General features: G+C 55.0%; 13 protein-coding genes. 10 read left to right on the forward strand and 3 right to left on the reverse strand.

The features are described 5' to 3' along the window. The first annotated feature begins 30 nt into the window (after window positions 1-30). The 4 genes from L4174_RS23135 to L4174_RS23150 all read left to right on the forward strand — a co-directional run bounded on the left by L4174_RS23135 (window position 31) and on the right by L4174_RS23150 (window position 4517). A complete protein-coding gene (locus L4174_RS23135; RefSeq protein WP_248143354.1) occupies window positions 31-741 on the forward strand; it encodes a GntR family transcriptional regulator in 711 nt (236 codons plus the stop codon). A 28-nt stretch (window positions 742-769) separates the two neighbouring features. Further along, entirely contained in the window at window positions 770-1639 is an 870-nt protein-coding gene (gene prpB, locus L4174_RS23140) for a methylisocitrate lyase (RefSeq protein ID WP_248142901.1), read from the forward strand. Window positions 1640-1835: 196 nt separating this feature from the next. After that, window positions 1836-3023, forward strand: coding sequence for a 2-methylcitrate synthase (gene prpC, locus L4174_RS23145; protein WP_248142900.1), 1188 nt, complete (start codon window positions 1836-1838; stop codon window positions 3021-3023). Window positions 3024-3065: 42 nt separating this feature from the next. Continuing rightward, window positions 3066-4517, forward strand: a complete 1452-nt coding sequence (locus L4174_RS23150) for a bifunctional 2-methylcitrate dehydratase/aconitate hydratase (RefSeq protein ID WP_248142899.1) — start codon at window positions 3066-3068, stop codon at window positions 4515-4517. A 138-nt stretch (window positions 4518-4655) separates the two neighbouring features. Here L4174_RS23150 and L4174_RS23155 read toward each other — a convergent pair whose 3' ends face one another. Beyond that, on the reverse strand, window positions 4656-4895 hold the full coding sequence (locus L4174_RS23155; protein WP_248142898.1) for a hypothetical protein: 240 nt from the start codon (window positions 4893-4895) through the stop codon (window positions 4656-4658). A gap of 241 nt (window positions 4896-5136) precedes the next feature. On the opposite strand from L4174_RS23155, the gene L4174_RS23160 reads away from it, so the two are divergent. From L4174_RS23160 to menH, 3 genes are read left to right on the forward strand one after another with little or no spacing between them, the layout of a single operon-like run. Continuing rightward, entirely contained in the window at window positions 5137-6468 is a 1332-nt protein-coding gene (locus tag L4174_RS23160) for an isochorismate synthase MenF (protein ID WP_248143353.1), read from the forward strand. Further along, window positions 6468-8246, forward strand: coding sequence for a 2-succinyl-5-enolpyruvyl-6-hydroxy-3-cyclohexene-1-carboxylic-acid synthase (gene menD / locus L4174_RS23165; protein WP_248142897.1), 1779 nt, complete (start codon window positions 6468-6470; stop codon window positions 8244-8246). The genes L4174_RS23160 and menD overlap by 1 nt, the downstream gene beginning before the upstream one ends. Next, complete coding sequence (menH, locus tag L4174_RS23170) at window positions 8236-9042, forward strand: 2-succinyl-6-hydroxy-2,4-cyclohexadiene-1-carboxylate synthase (protein WP_248142896.1); 807 nt, start codon at window positions 8236-8238, stop codon at window positions 9040-9042. Before menD ends, menH begins: the two co-directional genes overlap by 11 nt. A 111-nt stretch (window positions 9043-9153) precedes the next feature. Here menH and L4174_RS23175 read toward each other — a convergent pair whose 3' ends face one another. Beyond that, complete coding sequence (locus L4174_RS23175) at window positions 9154-10362, reverse strand: metallophosphoesterase (protein ID WP_248142895.1); 1209 nt, start codon at window positions 10360-10362, stop codon at window positions 9154-9156. Window positions 10363-10405: 43 nt separating this feature from the next. Further along, entirely contained in the window at window positions 10406-13873 is a 3468-nt protein-coding gene (locus L4174_RS23180; RefSeq protein WP_248142894.1) for an alpha/beta fold hydrolase, read from the reverse strand. Between the two features lie 456 nt (window positions 13874-14329). On the opposite strand from L4174_RS23180, the gene menB reads away from it, so the two are divergent. The 3 genes from menB to menE are packed head-to-tail and all read left to right on the forward strand — an operon-like array spanning window position 14330 to window position 17642. Then, window positions 14330-15196, forward strand: coding sequence for a 1,4-dihydroxy-2-naphthoyl-CoA synthase (menB, locus tag L4174_RS23185; protein WP_248143352.1), 867 nt, complete (start codon window positions 14330-14332; stop codon window positions 15194-15196). A 17-nt stretch (window positions 15197-15213) separates the two neighbouring features. Continuing rightward, entirely contained in the window at window positions 15214-16191 is a 978-nt protein-coding gene (menC, locus tag L4174_RS23190; protein ID WP_248142893.1) for an o-succinylbenzoate synthase, read from the forward strand. After that, window positions 16188-17642: an o-succinylbenzoate--CoA ligase gene (gene menE, locus L4174_RS23195; RefSeq protein WP_248142892.1), complete on the forward strand. Its 1455-nt coding sequence runs from the start codon at window positions 16188-16190 to the stop codon at window positions 17640-17642. Before menC ends, menE begins: the two co-directional genes overlap by 4 nt. Window positions 17643-17746: the final 104 nt, after the last annotated feature.

The following is a 17746-nucleotide window of genomic DNA, read 5'->3' on the forward strand; positions in this document are numbered from 1 at the left end:
AGTGCAGTGAGTATTGATATTGTCGACAATGTGAAGGTCGTTTCGGTGGGTGCTTCAGGAAAAGCCGAGAACACCAAAGAGCCAACCAAATCGGACAGCCTGCTGGAAGTGCTGGTAGAGCGGATTGTCACGGGCGTATTCCCGGCAGGCAGCAAAATTTCTGAGCCTGAACTGGCGCGGCAGTTTGCCGTCAGTCGCGGGCCGCTGCGTGAAGCCATGATGCGGGTGGAAGCACTGGGGCTGGTTGAACGGATACCGCATGTGGGGGCCCGAGTGGTGGCGCTCAGCCCGGGCAAACTGGCAGAGATTTATGCGGTTCGTGAAGCGCTGGAAGGCATGGCTGCCCGTCAGGCATGCGCCCATATCACGGAAGAAGAACTGGACGGGCTGGATTATCTGCTCAGACAGCATCAGGAGTATATCGAAGAAGTGGATGGCGCTTCTTATTTTCATCAGCATGGCGATTTTGATTTTCACTACCGAATCATCAAGGCCAGCCGCAACAGCAAGCTGATCAGTCTGCTGTGTGATGAGCTCTATCATCTGCTGCGCATGTACCGGTATCAGTCGCCCCGCTCACATGCCCGCCCCGAGCGCGCACTCAACGAACACGTTCAGATCTTGTCTGCGATCCGAGACCGTGATGGCGAACTGGCTGAAATGCTGATGCGTCGCCACATCATGCGCAGCCGGACACTGATTGAAAGCCAGCTGAGAAAGGATGAATCGTCAGCGCGCTGAATGAACCAAATCAAACAAGGAGTTACTCATGAAACCAGGACAGCGTTTTCGTCAGGCGGTGGCCGACAATCACCCGTTGCAGGTGGTCGGCACCATTAATCCCTACTGTGCCATGATGGCTCAGCAGGTGGGACATCAGGCGATATATCTCTCCGGCGGCGGCATTGCCAATGCATCTTACGGGCTGCCGGATCTGGGCATTACCACCCTCAACGATGTGACGGAAGATGTCCGTCGGATCACCGCAGCCTGTGAATTACCGCTATTGGTGGATATTGATACCGGTTTTGGCGGCGCATTTAATATTGCCCGAACGATTCGGGAGATGGAGCGCTCAGGTGCTGCCGCGGTGCACATGGAAGATCAGGTGGCTCAAAAACGCTGCGGCCATCGCCCGAATAAAGCGATTGTGTCTCAGAGTGAGATGGTGGATCGCATCAAAGCTGCGGTGGATGCCCGTCAGGATGAGAGCTTTGTCATTATGGCCCGGACCGATGCACTGGCGGTCGAAGGGATGGATGCGGCGATTGAACGGGCGATTGCCTGTGTCGAAGCGGGTGCCGACATGATTTTTCCGGAAGCAATGAACACCCTGGAGCAGTACCGCCAGTTTGTCGATGCGGTCAAAGTTCCGGTACTGGCGAATATCACCGAGTTTGGCCAGACACCACTGTTTTCCTGTGATGAGCTCGCAGAACAGGGCGTGGAGATGGTGTTGTATCCGCTGTCAGCTTTCCGGGCCATGAATCAGGCGGCACTGAATGTATATCAGCATTTGCTGACAGACGGACATCAGCGCAACGTCGTGGACCAAATGCAAACCCGTGAGGAGCTGTATCAATATCTTGGCTACCATGAATATGAGCAAAAACTGGATCAATTGTTCAGTGGCCGGTAAGGCCTGAGACATGCCGCTTCGCCGTTCACGGGGTGTGAGAAGCGGGCAACATCAGCGGCAAAGCATTTGCGAAAGAACATCAGCGAATAAACAACAGAGAAAGAACATCATCATGAGAAGGCGTATGACGTAAGCGTCTCTGCCCGGAACCGGGCCAAATCCATAACGTGACACAACGTGAAGAAAGGAGCCTGTAATGACTGCGACACATTCAGTGACAGCGGATAATCAACACACGGCAGACAAGGACAGTTCACACAATCAACCCCTGGGCGGCGCAGGACTGCGCGGTCAGAGTGCCGGCAGTACGGCGCTGTGCACCGTCGGCAAAACCGGCACCGGCCTGACTTACCGCGGCTACGACATTACGGATCTGGCGAACCATGCGCAGTTTGAAGAAGTCGCTTATCTGTTGCTGAAAGGCAAGCTGCCGACACAGGCCGAGCTGGATCAGTACAAAGCAACGCTGAAAGCCAAACGCGGTTTACCGGATGCGCTGAAAACTGTGCTGGAAGCGATTCCGGCAGATGCCCATCCGATGGACGTGATGCGTACCGGCTGTTCAATGCTGGGCAATCTGGATCAGGAAACGGATTTCAGTCAGCAGGCAGAGAAAACCGACTCGATTTTGGCCTTGCTGCCGGCCATCATCTGCTACTGGTACCGCTTCAGCCATGACGGCGTCCGGATTGATACTGCCGGCTCTGATCAGGACTGCACCGGCGGCTACTTCCTGGAAATGCTGACCGGGAAAGCGCCTTCTGAACTGCACAAGCAGGTGATGCACTGCTCGCTGATTCTTTACGCTGAGCACGAATTTAATGCCTCGACTTTCACGGCCCGGGTTTGTGCGTCGACGTTATCGGATTTGCATTCCTGCATTACTGCGGCGATTGGCAGTCTGCGTGGTCCGCTGCACGGCGGGGCCAATGAAGCGGCGATGGCGATGATCGAACACTGGCAAACGCCGGATGAAGCGGAAGCCAATATTATGAAGATGCTGGCGCATAAAGAAAAAATCATGGGCTTCGGCCATGCGATTTACCGCGAATCTGACCCGCGCAATGCGCTGATCAAAGCCTGGTCGCACAAGCTGTCTCAGGATGTGGGTGACACCCGTCTGTATGCCGTTTCTGAACGGGTGGAAGCCGTAATGAAACGCGAAAAAGGACTGTTTGCCAATGCCGATTTTTTCCATGCCTCGGCTTATCACTTTATGGGCATTCCGACCAAGCTGTTTACCCCGATCTTCGTGATGAGCCGGGTCACGGGATGGGCGGCCCATGTGTACGAACAGCGCGCCAATAACCGGATTATCCGTCCGAGTGCCGATTATATCGGTCCGGATCATCAGGAATGGCTGCCGATTGATAAACGCAAATAAGCTAGACCCTAATTTAAGACTCTGAAGTAAAAGGAAAGATGAATGAGCCTCAACGTTGAACTGAATGAACGCCCGCAACCTGATGAACTACTGGTTAAAATTGCCGATTATGTCGCGCAGACCGAGATCACCTCAGCGGAAGCTTATAACACGGCGCGGAACTGTCTGATGGATACCTTAGGCTGCGGTCTGCTGGCACTGCGTTTCCCGGAGTGTACCAAGCATCTGGGGCCGACGGTTCCGGGCACGACTGTGCGCCACGGCGCGCGGGTACCGGGGACGTCGCATGAGCTGGATCCGGTGACCGCGGCGTTTAATATCGGCTGTATCATTCGCTGGCTGGATTTCAACGACACCTGGCTGGCAGCGGAATGGGGTCATCCGTCGGATAATTTGGGCGGTATCCTGGCCACGGCAGATTACCTCAGCCGTGTTGCGGTCGCAGAAGGCAAAGCGCCGCTGACGATGCGCGATGTACTGACAGCGATGATCAAAGCCCACGAAATTCAGGGCGTACTGGCACTGGAAAACAGTTACAACCGGGTCGGTCTGGACCATGTGCTGCTGGTGCGTGTGGCCTCAACGGCTGTGGTCACCAAAATGCTGGGCGGCACCCGGGATCAGATCATTGATGCGGTGTCTCAGGCCTGGATCGACGGTTGTTCGCTGCGGACTTACCGTCACGCACCGAATGCCGGTTCCCGGAAATCATGGGCTGCAGGGGATGCGACGTCCCGTGCGGTGCGTCTGGCGATGATCACGATGAAAGGTGAAATGGGACTGCCGTCTGTACTGACCGCGCCGAAATGGGGTTATTACGACGTGCTGTTTAACGGGCAGCCGTTCAAGGTGAATCAGGATTTCAGCAGCTATGTGATGGAAAACGTGCTGTTCAAGATATCTTTCCCGGCAGAATTTCACGCTCAGACAGCGGTTGAATGTGCCGTTGCACTGCATCATCAGGTTAAAGATCGTCTGGATGATATCGAGCGGATTGAAGTGACCACGCATGAATCTGCCATCCGGATTATTTCCAAATCCGGCGATCTGGCGAACCCGGCCGACCGTGACCACTGTCTGCAGTACATGATTGCGGTGCCGCTGATTCACGGTGATCTGATTGCCGAGCACTATGAGGACGAATTCCACCGGGGTGACAGTCGCATTGATGTGCTGCGCAGCAAGATGGAAGTGATTGAAGACAAACGCTACAGCGCGGAGTATCTGGAAGCTGACAAGCGTTCGATCGCGAATTCAATTCAGATCTTCTTTAACGATGGCACCAGCACGGAAAAAGTGTCGGTTGAGTATCCGATTGGTCACCGCCGTCGCCGTGAAGAAGGGATTCCGGTACTGGAACGTAAATTTAAACGGAATCTGCAAACCCGCTTCCCGCAGGGCAGCTGCGACAAGATTTTCGAACTTTGCAGCGATCAGGCCAAACTGGAAGCCACCCCGGTTCATGAGTTTATGTCACTGTTTGTGATTAACTGAGCCGATTCCGGCTGAGTCCGGATTCAGAACTTTCAAATTGACACCGGCGCATGATGCGCCGGTTTTTTATGGCTTTGATCCGGCAGCAGCACGCTGAACGTTTTCTCCTGAAACCAGAGTCGTTCATTGTGCGAATTGTTAATGAAGCACAGGCGGTTGACTGTTCAGTGGTTTCAGTTGCTCCGTCTCGCGTTTTACAGCAATGACCATGACAAATTGTACCCGGGGCAGACGAAATGTGCTGTCATTGACCGGTCTTGCCGGAAAGGTCTGACATGCGGGCCAAGCACGTTGACTGAGTATGGGTAGACCAGCCGGGTTGAATGTCTGGCGGCTTTCTGTCAGTTCCAGATGCAGCCTTGGAAATTGCATCAGCATGCTCACTTCTGTCATCAGGCAGGAACCCTGTTCCTGTTATCCCTAAAAAAATAAACGGGCTGAAAATGGGGGCTTTCTGATCAGGGATATAAGGACGATGAAAAAAACTTCAAGATTCCGGGACACACTATTTATTCCCTCCGGAAATACGGCCAACTTTGATCTGGTTCAGCCCTGTAACTTTCTCTGTGAATAGAATGCAGGGATGGATCGGTCGGATTATCTGTTCAGCGAGGTCAAGATGTTTCACTTCTGTCAGGCTACGGCCACATTGATTGAACGTATCAAAAGGGCTTCTGCAGACGTCGTACGTCTGGTTGAGCCTGTGGGTGAACGATCCCGGACGGGCGACTCGGTCAATCCTTGCATTGACTGGTTTGATGCGCAGCCGGTTTACCCGAAACTGTACTGGCATTCCCGGGATGGCGTCGAAGAAGTGGTCGCGCTGGGGCAGCAAGCAACGTTTTCAGACCCGGTGCCCGCCTATGCGCTGCTGCAGGGAGATCAGCGCATCTGGGGATGCCGGGCATTTGATGGTCAGGCTGACAACCCTGATCCTGCGAAGTCTTCTTTCTTTTTTCTGCCGCATCTTGAGTTGATCCGGTCGGGTGAGCAATGGTCGCTGGCGGTGAACCTGCACGCGGGCAAAGACGCAGCAATCAAGGTATTACAGCAACTGGTCAGTGAGTACCCGTCGGTACCGCCGATTGTCTCGCAGATTGTGTCGGTTCGGCACGCACCCGCTCAAGACGACTGGCACAAACTGGTCAGGGGGGCGCTGAGCGACATCCGGGCACAGTTCATGGATAAAGTGGTCCTGGCGCGTCAGACCACAGTCGGATTCGATTCGGCCTGCTCCGCAGCTCAGGTTCTGAAAGCCAGCCAGCAGGAAAATCGCGACAGTTTTCACTTCCTGCTGGCATTCGATGCAAGACGGGCATTTCTCGGTTCGACGCCGGAGCGTTTGTACCGCCGGGAAGATCGTGCTCTGCAGACCGAAGCGCTGGCCGGGACCATTGGCCGGGGCAAAAGCGGAGCCCATGATCAGCGGCTGGGCCGGTGGCTTTGTCTGGATGCCAAGAATCTGCAAGAAAATCAGTATGTCGTTGACGATATTCTTGATCGTCTGCGCCCTTATACCGATTCACTGTCCGCCGAGGATGCGGTCAGTCTGGTCAGGCTGCGTCAGGTGCAGCACCTCAAGCGGCACATCAGCGGCGTTCTGAAACCTGACGTCTGCGGCGTCAGACTGCTGCATGCCCTGCAACCGACCGCAGCTGTCGCGGGGTTACCGCGTCACAAATCAATGCAGTTTATTCTGAAGCATGAGCCATTTGAGCGGGGCTGGTATGCCGGTTCGCTGGGTTATGTCAGCCTGCCCAAAGCAGAATTCTGTGTCGCCCTGCGCAGTGCGTACCTGATTGACGAAAAACTTCAATTATTTGCCGGGGCTGGCATTGTGCAGGGTTCGGATCCGGCCAGCGAATGGCAGGAAGTGGATAAGAAAATGTCGACCCTGCTGGCGCTTTTCACGGATGTACGATCTGATCTAACTGTATCGGAGGTGGCCTGATGGTGGCAGAAGTTTCAGGCGATAAACCAATCGCGCAGGCTGAGTTGAACCGCCTCTGGTCCAGAATCCTGCTGGAAGAACTGACCCGGCAGGGCGTTGCCCATATTTGTATTGCGCCGGGATCGCGCTCGACGCCGCTGACACTGGAAGCTGATGCGAACCCGAAGCTGACCTTGCATACCCACTTTGATGAACGCGGACTGGGTTTTCTGGCACTTGGTCTGGCGAAGGCCAGCGGTCAGCCCGTGGCGGTGGTGGTCACGTCCGGCACGGCTGTCGCCAATCTGTTACCTGCCGTTGTTGAAGCCGGACTGACCGGGGAAAAACTGGTGCTGCTGACCGCAGACCGCCCGGTTGAACTGGTTGGCTGTGGTGCCAATCAGGCCATTTATCAGCCGGGGCTGTTCTCCAGTCATGTGACGGCCAGCCTGGAACTGCCCAGTCCGTCGCAAAACGTGCCGCTGAGCTGGTTGCTGACTTCAGTGGATGCGCTGATGCATCGACAGCGGTGTGAAGGCGGTGCGCTGCATCTCAACTGTCCTTTCCCGGAACCGCTTTACGGAGATGCCCGGCTGACAGAAGACAGCGCTTATGGGCGTGCACTGGGCGACTGGCTGACACAGGCCGCGCCTTATGTGCAGTATGACATGGGCAAAGCCGCGCCTGCGTTGCCGCCGGATTGCTCTGCACTGGCGGACGGAAATGTGGTGATGATTGCCGGTGATTTGTCCGCCAGTGATGCCCGGGCTGTGGCGGAACTGGCACAAAAACTGGGTTGTCCACTGCTGTGTGATCCGCAATCCGGGATCAGCAGTGACTGGGCTCATTACGATCTCTGGCTGCAGCACCCTGAGCTGGCAGCGCCGCTGAATGATTGCCGGCTGATCCTGCAATTTGGTCCGCGGCTGATTTCCAAGCGTCTGAATCAGTGGCTGGCCGGTCAGGTGAGAAAAGGCACCTGTGATTACTGGTATGTGTCGCCGGATAGCAACAGGAATAATCAGAGTCACCTGCCGCAGCGACAGATGGTTGCGGAGATCCCCGACTGGATCCGCGCAGCTCTGGCGGAATTACCGGCGGATATTTCTTCACAACACACAAATGCCGCCCGAAACAGCTGGAGCGGGCTGACCCAAAGTGCTGCCCGGAAAATCCGCTCGCTGCTGGATGAGGATCGTACAGAACAGCCGGGTCTCACTGAAATGGCACTGGCGATGGATCTGAGTCAGCGCGGGCAGCAGGCCAGTCTGTTTCTCGGCAACAGCCTGATCGCCCGGCTGGTGGACATGCTGACCGTTTTCGGGGGACGCGCGGTTTATTCCAATCGCGGTGCATCAGGGATCGACGGGCTGGTCGCCACAGCGGCTGGTGTGCAGCGGGCCACCGGTACGCCCCTGATGCTGATGCTGGGAGATACCGCGCTGCTGCACGATCTCAACTCACTGGCATTACTGAGCCATTGTACGGTTCCTGTCGTGATTGTGGTTACCAACAATGACGGAGGGGCAATTTTTGATTTGCTGCCGGTACCGGAAGACGATAAGCAGCGGTTATATCAGATGCCCCATGGCTATGCATTTGGGCATGCTGCCCGCCAGTTTGGTTTAGGTTACTGCAAAGCAGAGACGCTGGCGGAGTACCAGTCGGTTGTCAGCGAACACCTCAGTTCGGGGACAGGCAGTTCAGGAACAGGGGCTTTGCTGGTCGAGGTGCAAACGCCGCCGGGACAGGCAGCCGGACAGCTCAGTCAGTTGATCCGAAGGCTGCATGCTCTTTAGCCGTTTTCATGCTGAAGGCAGTGACCCGGAACAGCCGGTTCTGGTATTTCTGCATGGTCTGCTGGGAAATGGCGATGACTGGCGTTCCTGCACGGCGTATCTGCAGACGCACACGTGTGTGGCGGTGGATTTACCCGGTCATGGTCAGAGCCATGGCGTGTGGTGTGGCTCGTTCGATGAGGCAGTCCTTCAGGTCAGGGAAACGCTGCTTGCGGGCAATTTATCGGGCCGTCCTGTCGTGCTGGTCGGCTATTCACTGGGGGGCCGGATTGCGATGCACGGGGTCGCCAACGGGCTGTTTGCGCCGCTGGATATCCGGGGGCTGGTGGTCGAAGGCGGGCACTTCGGGCTGGCTTCAGCGGGTTGCAGAGCCTTACGCTGGCGGCATGATCAACGCTGGGCACGCCGTTTCAGGCGGGAGCCCGTGAGTACGGTATTAAAGGACTGGTATCAGCAGCCCGTGTTTGCTTCTCTTCAGGCGACACAAAAACAGCATCTGGTGATTCAGCGAAGTGAGAATCGTGGCGACAGCGTTGCGCACATGCTGCTGGCAACCTCTCTGGCCCGGCAGGATGACCTGCTGGCACTGCTGAAAGCACAGCCGGTGCCGGTACATTACCTGTTTGGCGCGCAGGACCGTAAATTTACCCGGCTGGCGCGGGAGAGCGGGTTACCGTCGACCCGGATTCCAGAGGCGGGGCACAATGTCCATCATGAACAGCCGCAGGTGTTTGCCCGGGTGCTCCGGGACCTTATCGACCGGCGGATTCTGCTGCCGCAATCTGAACAGGCATAAGCCAGAGGTGTCGTGACATGTACCCGTGTTTGGGTGATGTCACGACACATGATGGTCACTTTGCCATGCATACAAATGGTCATGCATACAAATAGTCACGCGTACGTATGGTCAGGCATGGACCTGATGGAAGGGCACTCCGCCGTCTTCATCAATCATGGATTCAGTCAGTTGTGCGGCCTGTAACTGCACCAACGCAAATCCGTTTTTCACGCGCAGCGGGATGTTCGGGTCGTTGGCATTCCGGGTTTCGTACCAGGCAATGTCCGGATTCCCTTGCAGCATTCTGGCGTTACCGTAGGGAATTGCGCCATGGCCGACACAACGACCCAGCATGCCAGCCTGCGACTGATAAACAATCCCGTTGTGCAGATGTCCCCAGAACCAGAAGGTGGGAGCACGTCCCAGTGCATCGACCACCGGCTGGTAACAGGAGCCGTGATTCCGGCCATCGATCGCCAGCCCTTCATGGTGCGATAGCACAATGACCTTTTTATCTTTGGGCAGCTGTGCCAGCCAGGTCAGCTGAGTTTGGTTGACTTTGCCTTTCAGGTAGAAATCAAAGGTATCGGCGTCATACGCTGTATCCAGACCAACAATCAGCCAGTGGCTGTTCTCCAGACAGAAAAAGCTGCAGCCGCGTTGCTGTACAAATTTCTTCTGCAAAGCGATTTCAAAATAAGAATGCGCACCATTGTACATTTCGTGATTTGAATTGAGCGTGAAGCCGCCCATGCTGCCCATGGGCCAGCATTCAACTAAGTTGTCCGTTTCTTCCTGAGCTGTACCGGCGTAATAAACATCGCCCAGATGGATCGTGAGCTGCGGGGCACATTTCACGATTTGTGTGGCAACTTTTGTACTCGGGGCATCCGGTTTCCATGGCCCGGTTCCCCAGTCGCCGCAAATCGCAATATCAATATCATCGGGAATAGGAATCCGTTGTGGCTGGTCTTGAAATGAGGCTTTGTCGTCAATGTGGATCAGCCATTGTTCGAATGAAATAGCCCAGTCCGGATCCAGTAATTCCCATTGACCGACCCCGAGCAGTTCACCATCGGATTCGACTCGTGTCGGGAACAGACTTTTGTCGGTTGGCAGCTTGTGCCCCCCTTCCGGCACCAGATCCAGTAAACTCAGGACATGTGCGAACTCATGCCCCTCAAGTTTTCCGTCCTGGCCATCAACCAGTCTCTGTGCTTGCATGTGGATGTCGGTCAGTTTTTGCATGACTGCATCATGAACTTCAACCGAGACCCTATTTTTAAAGTTCTGATAAGCGGTTTTCAGGCGCTGTTTTAATGCTGATTCGTCCATCATTGTCCCCGTTATGAGTGCTGAATAAAGTATGTTCAGACAGTTTTCATGCAGTCTGATCCAGGTGCTTCACGATGAGCGGGTAGACATCCCGGCTGGCATTGCGCCCGAAAATACAATCAATGTGTCCGTAATCGGGAATCACATGCCGTGTGTAGTGCGCCGGTCCGAACCGGTTCACCAGCGTCTGATAGGTGAGCGCCGTACTTTCGGGCAGGTAGCATTCGTTCATGGCCCCGTGAATAAAACAGATCGGCAGCCGCAGCCGCTCCAGATGAGGGAGGTAACGATTATGTCCTTCGGCATCCGTCAGGAAACCGGCCCGGCAGCATTCGGCGAGATGCTGAAACGCGCCGATATTGGCCTCGGCAAACAATTCATGCAGATTGCGGTGCAGTGCTTCGTTTAATTGAGCGTGTCTGTACAAAGGGGCATAGTTGAAGGTCACCCGGTGGCAGACCGGATTGTTACATTGCCCCTGGGCTTCAGCCAGCGCATAAACCGCCAGCGCTTTATCCCAGAGCCGCTCGCTCCACCCTTCGTGACTGTCGACATAGGCGGTGAGCGAATCCACTCCGAGTTTTTCCAGAAATGCAGGGATATGCAGTCCCGTTTTGACCTGTGTGGCCGTGGGAACCACGACGTCGGTTGCAATTTGCGAGCAAACAACGGAGCGAATGCCGGTTAACCCGCTGAGTAAAGCCATGAAAAAGGTTGAAGCGCCCCAGCAATGCACAACGGCCTGAATGGAATCTTTGCCGGTCTCTTCCTGAATTTTTCGCACTGCGGCCGGAAAGTCATACTGCGCGACCTGATCACCATTCGACTGCTGACGGGCGGCCGGAAGATCAATACTGACCCTGAAATCCAGTAACCACACATCGTATTGATGTGCACAGAGGAACTCTAACAGGTTGGTGTCGATTAGATCGGTCGAAAAAATATCTGAACTCACCCCCAGTCCATGCACCAGCATGACCGGTCCTTTGCTGCCTGCAGGGTAGCGGGTCAGGCGCAGGGTGACGTTATCTTCCGTGTTGAAGAAATGCACCTGAGGTGCCGGCGCGTTCAGCGGCCGTTTTTGTCGCGGGGGTGCTTCGGGGTTAAACCGATATGGTTTCGCAAAAATGCTGCCGTAACTTTCCCATAAGGCGCCTGCGAAATGCTTGCCAAATTTCGTCAGTGCACGGAGCCGGGACTGCTTGTCCGGGGCATTGAGCACTTTCATCGTCGTCATCTGTTTCAGAAAATCGGCGGCTTCAAGTTGCATGACGCCTGTCGCGATCACCGGGGAATCCTTCTGTGTCCCCCGCCGGATGGTGACGTACAGGGTGGAGGTGTCCTGCCAGATGTCCAGCGAGTCCGGGTCATCTCGGATCATTTTGTAGCCGCTGAAGAGAAAACGCTCCTCTGTTTCGCTGCACATGATCATTGAATACACCATGTGTTTGGCATTCGGCATTTTCGGATAAGTCACGAACAGCTGGAAGGAGCCCTGCTCCACCGTCAGGGGGTTCTCTGATAAGAGAGGTATGATGACCGTCCCGGTGATGCCAGCTTTGTGTGCTGAAGTGGCAATCATTTCCTTCAGGTTGTCCGAGCGAATGGTGAGGGTAAACGTGATGGGCTGTTGTTGCTGTTTTCCAAGCTGATAAGCATCGTGGTAGAGCGATGTGTTTTCCTCATCTATGTCACCGGATATTTCGGCGGAGAGGTACCCTTTCATGGTCTCAGTAAATTCGATGCCAGGGGTTTGTGCCGCAGTTGGGAAATCCCGCGAAACGGGCGGGCGCTGTGGCTGATCTGAAAAGTCATATTGAATGCTCTGGCCGTAGTCCGCGGCAATGTACTGACAGCAACGCTCTGTGATCGCAGAAATGGTCAGCAGCGGGTTCACGGCAATCGACATGGGGATCACTGAACCATCGGAGATGTACAGGCCGCGGTGCACGGAAGTGCCGTGGCTTGAGTCAAAGACTTGCCCTTTATGATTGACCACACCCTGTTCAGCCGAATCCGCCATGTTGCATCCGCCCAGCGGATGCACGGTCACCAGACTGTGGCGCAGTAATTTGGTCCAGATCGGGTTCTGAATGTAATCGCCTCCCAGGGCTTGGGTGGCCTGATGCAAGTTCTGATTCCCTTTGAGGACGTTGGGCTGTTCACCCACATTTTTCCACTTGATGCGCAGTCTGTTGTCTTTCAGCCGGAGTTCACCGGCGGCATTGTCATGGCTCATGATCAGATAGGTCTGCAACCGGTTCATCGCTCCCCGGTACGGGCCGAACAGCTGGCTGTTCAGTTTTTGTCCTTCTTTCTTCAGCCACTCCGCCACGCTCCGGTGCGGGTCTTTGCCCATAAATACATCCGCACCCGCTAAAACCGGCGTCATGAATTTGCCGAGTGCCCCCGGGATTGAACCTTCTTCAATCACCATCCGGCTTGTCCTGTCATCGCCGTGACGCATGTCGATGACACTGGTAATACAAGGGCCCACCGGAGCCATCTCGCTGGGGTCGCGGTCGCCAAAGCCGATACCATTGATGATGTCATCGCAGTTATAACCGAATCCCAGAATATCGCCGTTGCCGGAAAAACCTTTGCCTAAGTGACCGGAAACACTGAGTCCCCGGTGTTTGCTGCGCAGCATGATTTCGTTGCTGCCCATGGTACCCGCTGCAACAATCACGATATCCGCTCCGATGGTGCGGGTTTCCGGTTCAAATTTGTCTTTGTTGTTTTCAAGCAGATGATAGTGCACGAGCCAGCCTTGTTCGCTTTTCTCGATATGGCTGACGGAAATCTCACAGTAAATGTCTGCTTGATGGTTGAAAGCATCGGGCAGGTAATTCATTTGCGTTGTATTTTTGGCGCCGGTATTACAGCCTGAAACACAGTCTCCGCAATTGTTGCAGGCTTGCTGGGGAACCCCGACGTGATTGGTGCCGTTTTCCGGTGTGGCAAAGGTGACATTAATCGGCGCGCGGTAGAACTGCTGAGCCATCGCGTCGGCACTCTTTTGATGTGCAGTCATTTTCCTGAGCTTCGGGTAATCGTCCGGATAAACCGTTGGTTTCAGCATGTCTCTGGCTAAATCGAAGCCTTCTTTTAAGCGCGTGTCTTTGTCGGCTCTGAGGGCTTGCGGCCATCTGGGATCGTCGAAAATTTCCGGCTGAGGTTCCAATGACACGTTGGCATTGATCAGTGAGGTGCCGCCCAATCCGCACCCCACCACGACATTCTGCTCCCGATTCACATGGATGTTGTACAGGCCGGTTGCGGAGCCTATTTTGCCGTCCGGGGTATCAAACTGTAATGCTTCGAGTGCTTGTTCTCTGGTCTCGGGAAACTCTCCCGGAAGTATTTCTTTACCGCGTTCCAGCAGGCAGACCGACATGCCGGCCCGGGCGAGCCGTGAGGCAGAAATTGCACCGCCATAACCAGAACCAATGACGATGACTTGATAACGGTGCTTTTCTTTCAGTTGAGTATTCGGAAGTGAGATGCGGTTCATCCTGAATGTTCTCCGTCGGCGTTCGGGGTTCATGCTGTTCACGCCTTCATCAGATTGTGCGTGTTACCGAACGGCATCATCGGCAGGTTCTGTTTGCTGAAATTGCGACCGTTGAACCTGTGTCTTCCGGCAAGACCAGATTGAACCCGCAATGTGATTCATCCTGCGGCGGGACAGAGTGTGAACCTGTTGATACAGAGAGCAGAATGCACCACAAAGTGAGTGTAGTTGAGTATGCGAAGGGCGCTTATCAGGCCGATCACAAAACTCGTACAAAGGCTGTGCCTTAATTGGAACAGGCAGAAAAAGATGTGGTGGATACAGTCAGACTTACGAACTGGTTCTAACTATGCGCAAAAACAAAGTTTGGGGATTGGTGGCAGTGCTATGCTCACCACCAGTATCGCCGTACAGGGACAGGCGAATTTAAAAATTTTCTTTGTTTTTGGAGTACATATGACAATCACCACAGGCATTTCAGAACAAGCCTTGTATGCACCGATTGAATGGATCAACTGTGGTCATGAGTATGCGGATATCCAGTACCACAAATCTGACGATGGGATTGCCAGGATCACGATTGCCCGGCCACAGGTACGCAATGCCTTCCGGCCCCAGACCGTGAAAGAAATGATGCATGCACTGGCAGATGCCCGGTATGACGACAAAGTCGGGGCGATCATTCTGACGGGATTGGGTGAAGATGCGTTCTGTTCCGGCGGCGATCAGAAAGTGCGGGGCGATTACGGCGGTTATCAGGATGACGCAGGCACGCATCATCTGAATGTGCTGGATTTTCAGCGTCAGATCCGCACCTGTCCGAAACCGGTTGTGGCGTCCGTGGCAGGCTGGGCCGTGGGCGGCGGTCATGTACTGCACATGATGTGTGACCTGACCATTGCGGCGGAGAATGCCAAATTCGGCCAGACGGGCCCGAAAGTCGGTTCTTTTGACGGTGGCTGGGGCGCGTCTTACATGGCCCGGATCGTCGGCCAGAAAAAAGCACGTGAAATCTGGTTCCTGTGTCGTTTCTATGATGCGCAGGAAGCGCTGGATATGGGCCTGGTCAATACCGTGGTCCCGCTTGCTGAACTGGAAAGAGAAACCGTTCGCTGGTGCCGCGAAATGCTTCAGCACAGCCCGATGGCGCTGCGCTGCCTGAAAGCAGCGCTGAACGCCGACTGCGATGGTCAGGCCGGGTTACAGGAGCTGGCCGGGAATGCCACCATGATGTTCTACATGACGGAAGAAGGTCAGGAAGGTCGGAACGCTTTTAATGAAAAGCGTCAGCCGGATTTCAACAAATTTAAACGAAACCCGTAACTGCACGGGAAGAAGACATGATGAAGCGCTCGGCAAAACTTTACCGTTATCAACTGCCGATGGACAGCGGGGTCGTGCTCCGGGGTAAACATCTGACTGAACGACGTGGGTATGTTGTCGCGCTGCAAGAGGGGGAATGCAGCGGCCTCGGGGAAATCGCCCCGCTGTCCGGCTTGAGTGCGGAGTCACCGGATCAGGCGGCCCAACAGGCGAAAGGTGCACTGGCTGGCTGGGTCCGTGGATTGCCTTTGGTGGATTCCGGACTTTTTCCTTCGGTAGCTTTTGGCTTGTCGATGGCTGAACTGACCTGTGCGGGGCAGCTGCCTGCACAAGGCCAGTTCAGGACTGCGCCTTTGTTGAGTGGACAAACCGATGCCTGCCCGACACTGGAACACCGGATTGCCAAAATGAAAGTGGGTCGGGAGTCTCCGGCTCAGGACGCAGCCCGGGTGAATCAGCTGCTGGCAACTTATCCGAATCTGACGTTACGTCTGGATGCCAACCGTGCCTGGCTGCCGGAACAGTCACGGCAGTTTGCCAGCCATCTGATGCCATTTTCTGCTGCTCATATTGTTTTCATCGAAGAACCTTGCCGACAGCCGCAAGACAGTCTGGCATTTACGTCAGACAGCGGTCTGCCATTGGCCTGGGATGAAACTTTGCAGCACGTAGTGAGACAACCGGATTTCCGCTTGGAAGATTTGTCCGGTGCGGCTGCCATCGTCGTGAAACCGAGTCTGATCGGCTCTGTACAGCAGTGCGCCGCGATCATTCGTGAGGCGAAAACACTGGGGATGGATGCCGTCATCAGTTCGAGTCTTGAGTCCAGCCTTGGCTTAACCCAGCTTGCCCGTTTATCGCACTGGCTGTTACCCGACAGCACTCCGGGACTGGATACCCTGAACCTGTTTCAGGCACAACTTGAAATTTCCTGGCCGGGCAGCCCGTTACCCCTTCAGGGCTTGGATGATCAAACCTTGGTGTGGCAGTCATGAGTGAGCATTTTCTCTGGCAGACATGGGCAACTGTTCAGCCCGATCAAATTGCACTGATCACGCCGGATACGGCATATAGTTGGCAGACACTGACGGTGCGGATTCATGCGCTGGCAAACAGTTTGTCGCAGCAGGGCGTGCGGCCCGGCGCTGTGGTGACGGTTGTGGCAAAGAATGCTCCTGAACTGGTGCTGCTGCATCTGGCCAACCTGCAATTGGGCGCTATCACCGCGCTGACCATGCCACAGCCAGTGCTGCCCCTGCGGGAGAAGCTGAATGTCCTGTATGCAACTGAACCGAATCTAAAAGCACAGGCACGGTTTCTGTGGTTCAGTGAGCAGGCCCGAAACAGTTTCTCAGAACCGGACTGGCAAGCGCTGACAACAGACGCCACTGTGCTGGATCTGGAGATTCAGTCTGAATCTGACACTCCTCATTGTCCTGCTGAGGTGAACGCCATCGCGTCCATTATTTTCACTTCCGGCTCTTCCGGTGCCCCGAAGGCGGTCGCGCATACGCAGGCGCAGCATCTGGCTTCTGCCCGTGGTTTGCTGGATGTGTTTTCGTTTCAGCAAACAGACTGCTGGCTGCTGAGCCTGCCGATGTATCACGCCTCCGGATTATCGATTCTCTATCGCTGGCTGAGTGCCGGTGCCTGTCTGAAAATCGGCTGCGGAAAGCTGGAGGATGATATTCAGGGCGTTACCCATGCCTCACTGGTGGCGACGCAGCTCAAACGGCTGCTGGATCAGTTGGAGCAGCCGCAGCCCAAGCGACTGAAACTCAGCCATGTGCTGCTGGGCGGGAGTGATGTTCCTCTGCCTCTGTGTCAGCAGGCCGCGCAACGGGGCATTGAGACCTGGCTGGGCTATGGCATGACAGAAGCCGCTTCCACCGTTACCGCCAAGCAAGTCGATGCGGTTGCAAGTGCCGGACGGGTTTTGCCAAACCGGCTGGTGCAACTGAGACACAACCGGATTTATATTGGCGGCCAGACACTCGCCAGTGGCTATTATCATCAGGGCCAACTTACTCCGCTGAACGATGCACAGGGCTGGTTTGATACGAAGGATCTGGGGCTGTGGGTCGACGGCGAACTCCGTATCATTGGCCGGGCCGATAATCAGTTCATCTCCGGCGGCGAAAATATCCACTGCGAAGAAATTGAAGCTGTGCTGAATCGCCACCCTGCGATTCATCAAAGTATCGTCATTCCGGTTGCATGCGACGAATACGGCGCACGTCCGATCGCCCTGATCGACGCCGCTGAAGACCCGTCCACTTTGAACCTGCCGCACTGGCTGGCTAATCAACTCGACTGCTTCAAAATCCCGGATGCATTCTACCCCATGCCCAAGTTGCCGCAGGCGGGCATCAAAGTGTCACGACAAGCCATGAAAGATTGGTTTGCAGATCACGCTGGTGACGCTCGGCTAATAAAAACATTGTGATGCTGCCTTTTTATCAGAATGTTTGTCTCTGATTTTTGTGGGTGTGTGATGATATGTGATAAATATAAAGTGTAACAGTTTGAACACCTTAGATGTTTGCGTAA

It is taken from the genome of Photobacterium sp. CCB-ST2H9, from assembly GCF_023151555.2.
GTDB lineage: Bacteria > Pseudomonadota > Gammaproteobacteria > Enterobacterales > Vibrionaceae > Photobacterium.

Bases quoted from the DNA above. Each gene is read 5' to 3' on its own strand.
- L4174_RS23180 (WP_248142894.1), bottom strand. From the start codon at position 13,873: ATGAACCGCATCTCACTTCCGAATACTCAACTGAAAGAAAAGCACCGT.
- L4174_RS23155 (WP_248142898.1), bottom strand. From the start codon at position 4,895: ATGCTGATGCAATTTCCAAGGCTGCATCTGGAACTGACAGAAAGCCGC.
- menB (WP_248143352.1), top strand. From the start codon at position 14,330: ATGACAATCACCACAGGCATTTCAGAACAAGCCTTGTATGCACCGATT.
- menH (WP_248142896.1), top strand. From the start codon at position 8,236: ATGCTCTTTAGCCGTTTTCATGCTGAAGGCAGTGACCCGGAACAGCCG.
- menE (WP_248142892.1), top strand. From the start codon at position 16,188: ATGAGTGAGCATTTTCTCTGGCAGACATGGGCAACTGTTCAGCCCGAT.
- prpB (WP_248142901.1), top strand. From the start codon at position 770: ATGAAACCAGGACAGCGTTTTCGTCAGGCGGTGGCCGACAATCACCCG.
- L4174_RS23160 (WP_248143353.1), top strand. From the start codon at position 5,137: ATGTTTCACTTCTGTCAGGCTACGGCCACATTGATTGAACGTATCAAA.
- menC (WP_248142893.1), top strand. From the start codon at position 15,214: ATGATGAAGCGCTCGGCAAAACTTTACCGTTATCAACTGCCGATGGAC.
- menD (WP_248142897.1), top strand. From the start codon at position 6,468: ATGGTGGCAGAAGTTTCAGGCGATAAACCAATCGCGCAGGCTGAGTTG.
- L4174_RS23150 (WP_248142899.1), top strand. From the start codon at position 3,066: ATGAGCCTCAACGTTGAACTGAATGAACGCCCGCAACCTGATGAACTA.
- L4174_RS23175 (WP_248142895.1), bottom strand. From the start codon at position 10,362: ATGATGGACGAATCAGCATTAAAACAGCGCCTGAAAACCGCTTATCAG.
- prpC (WP_248142900.1), top strand. From the start codon at position 1,836: ATGACTGCGACACATTCAGTGACAGCGGATAATCAACACACGGCAGAC.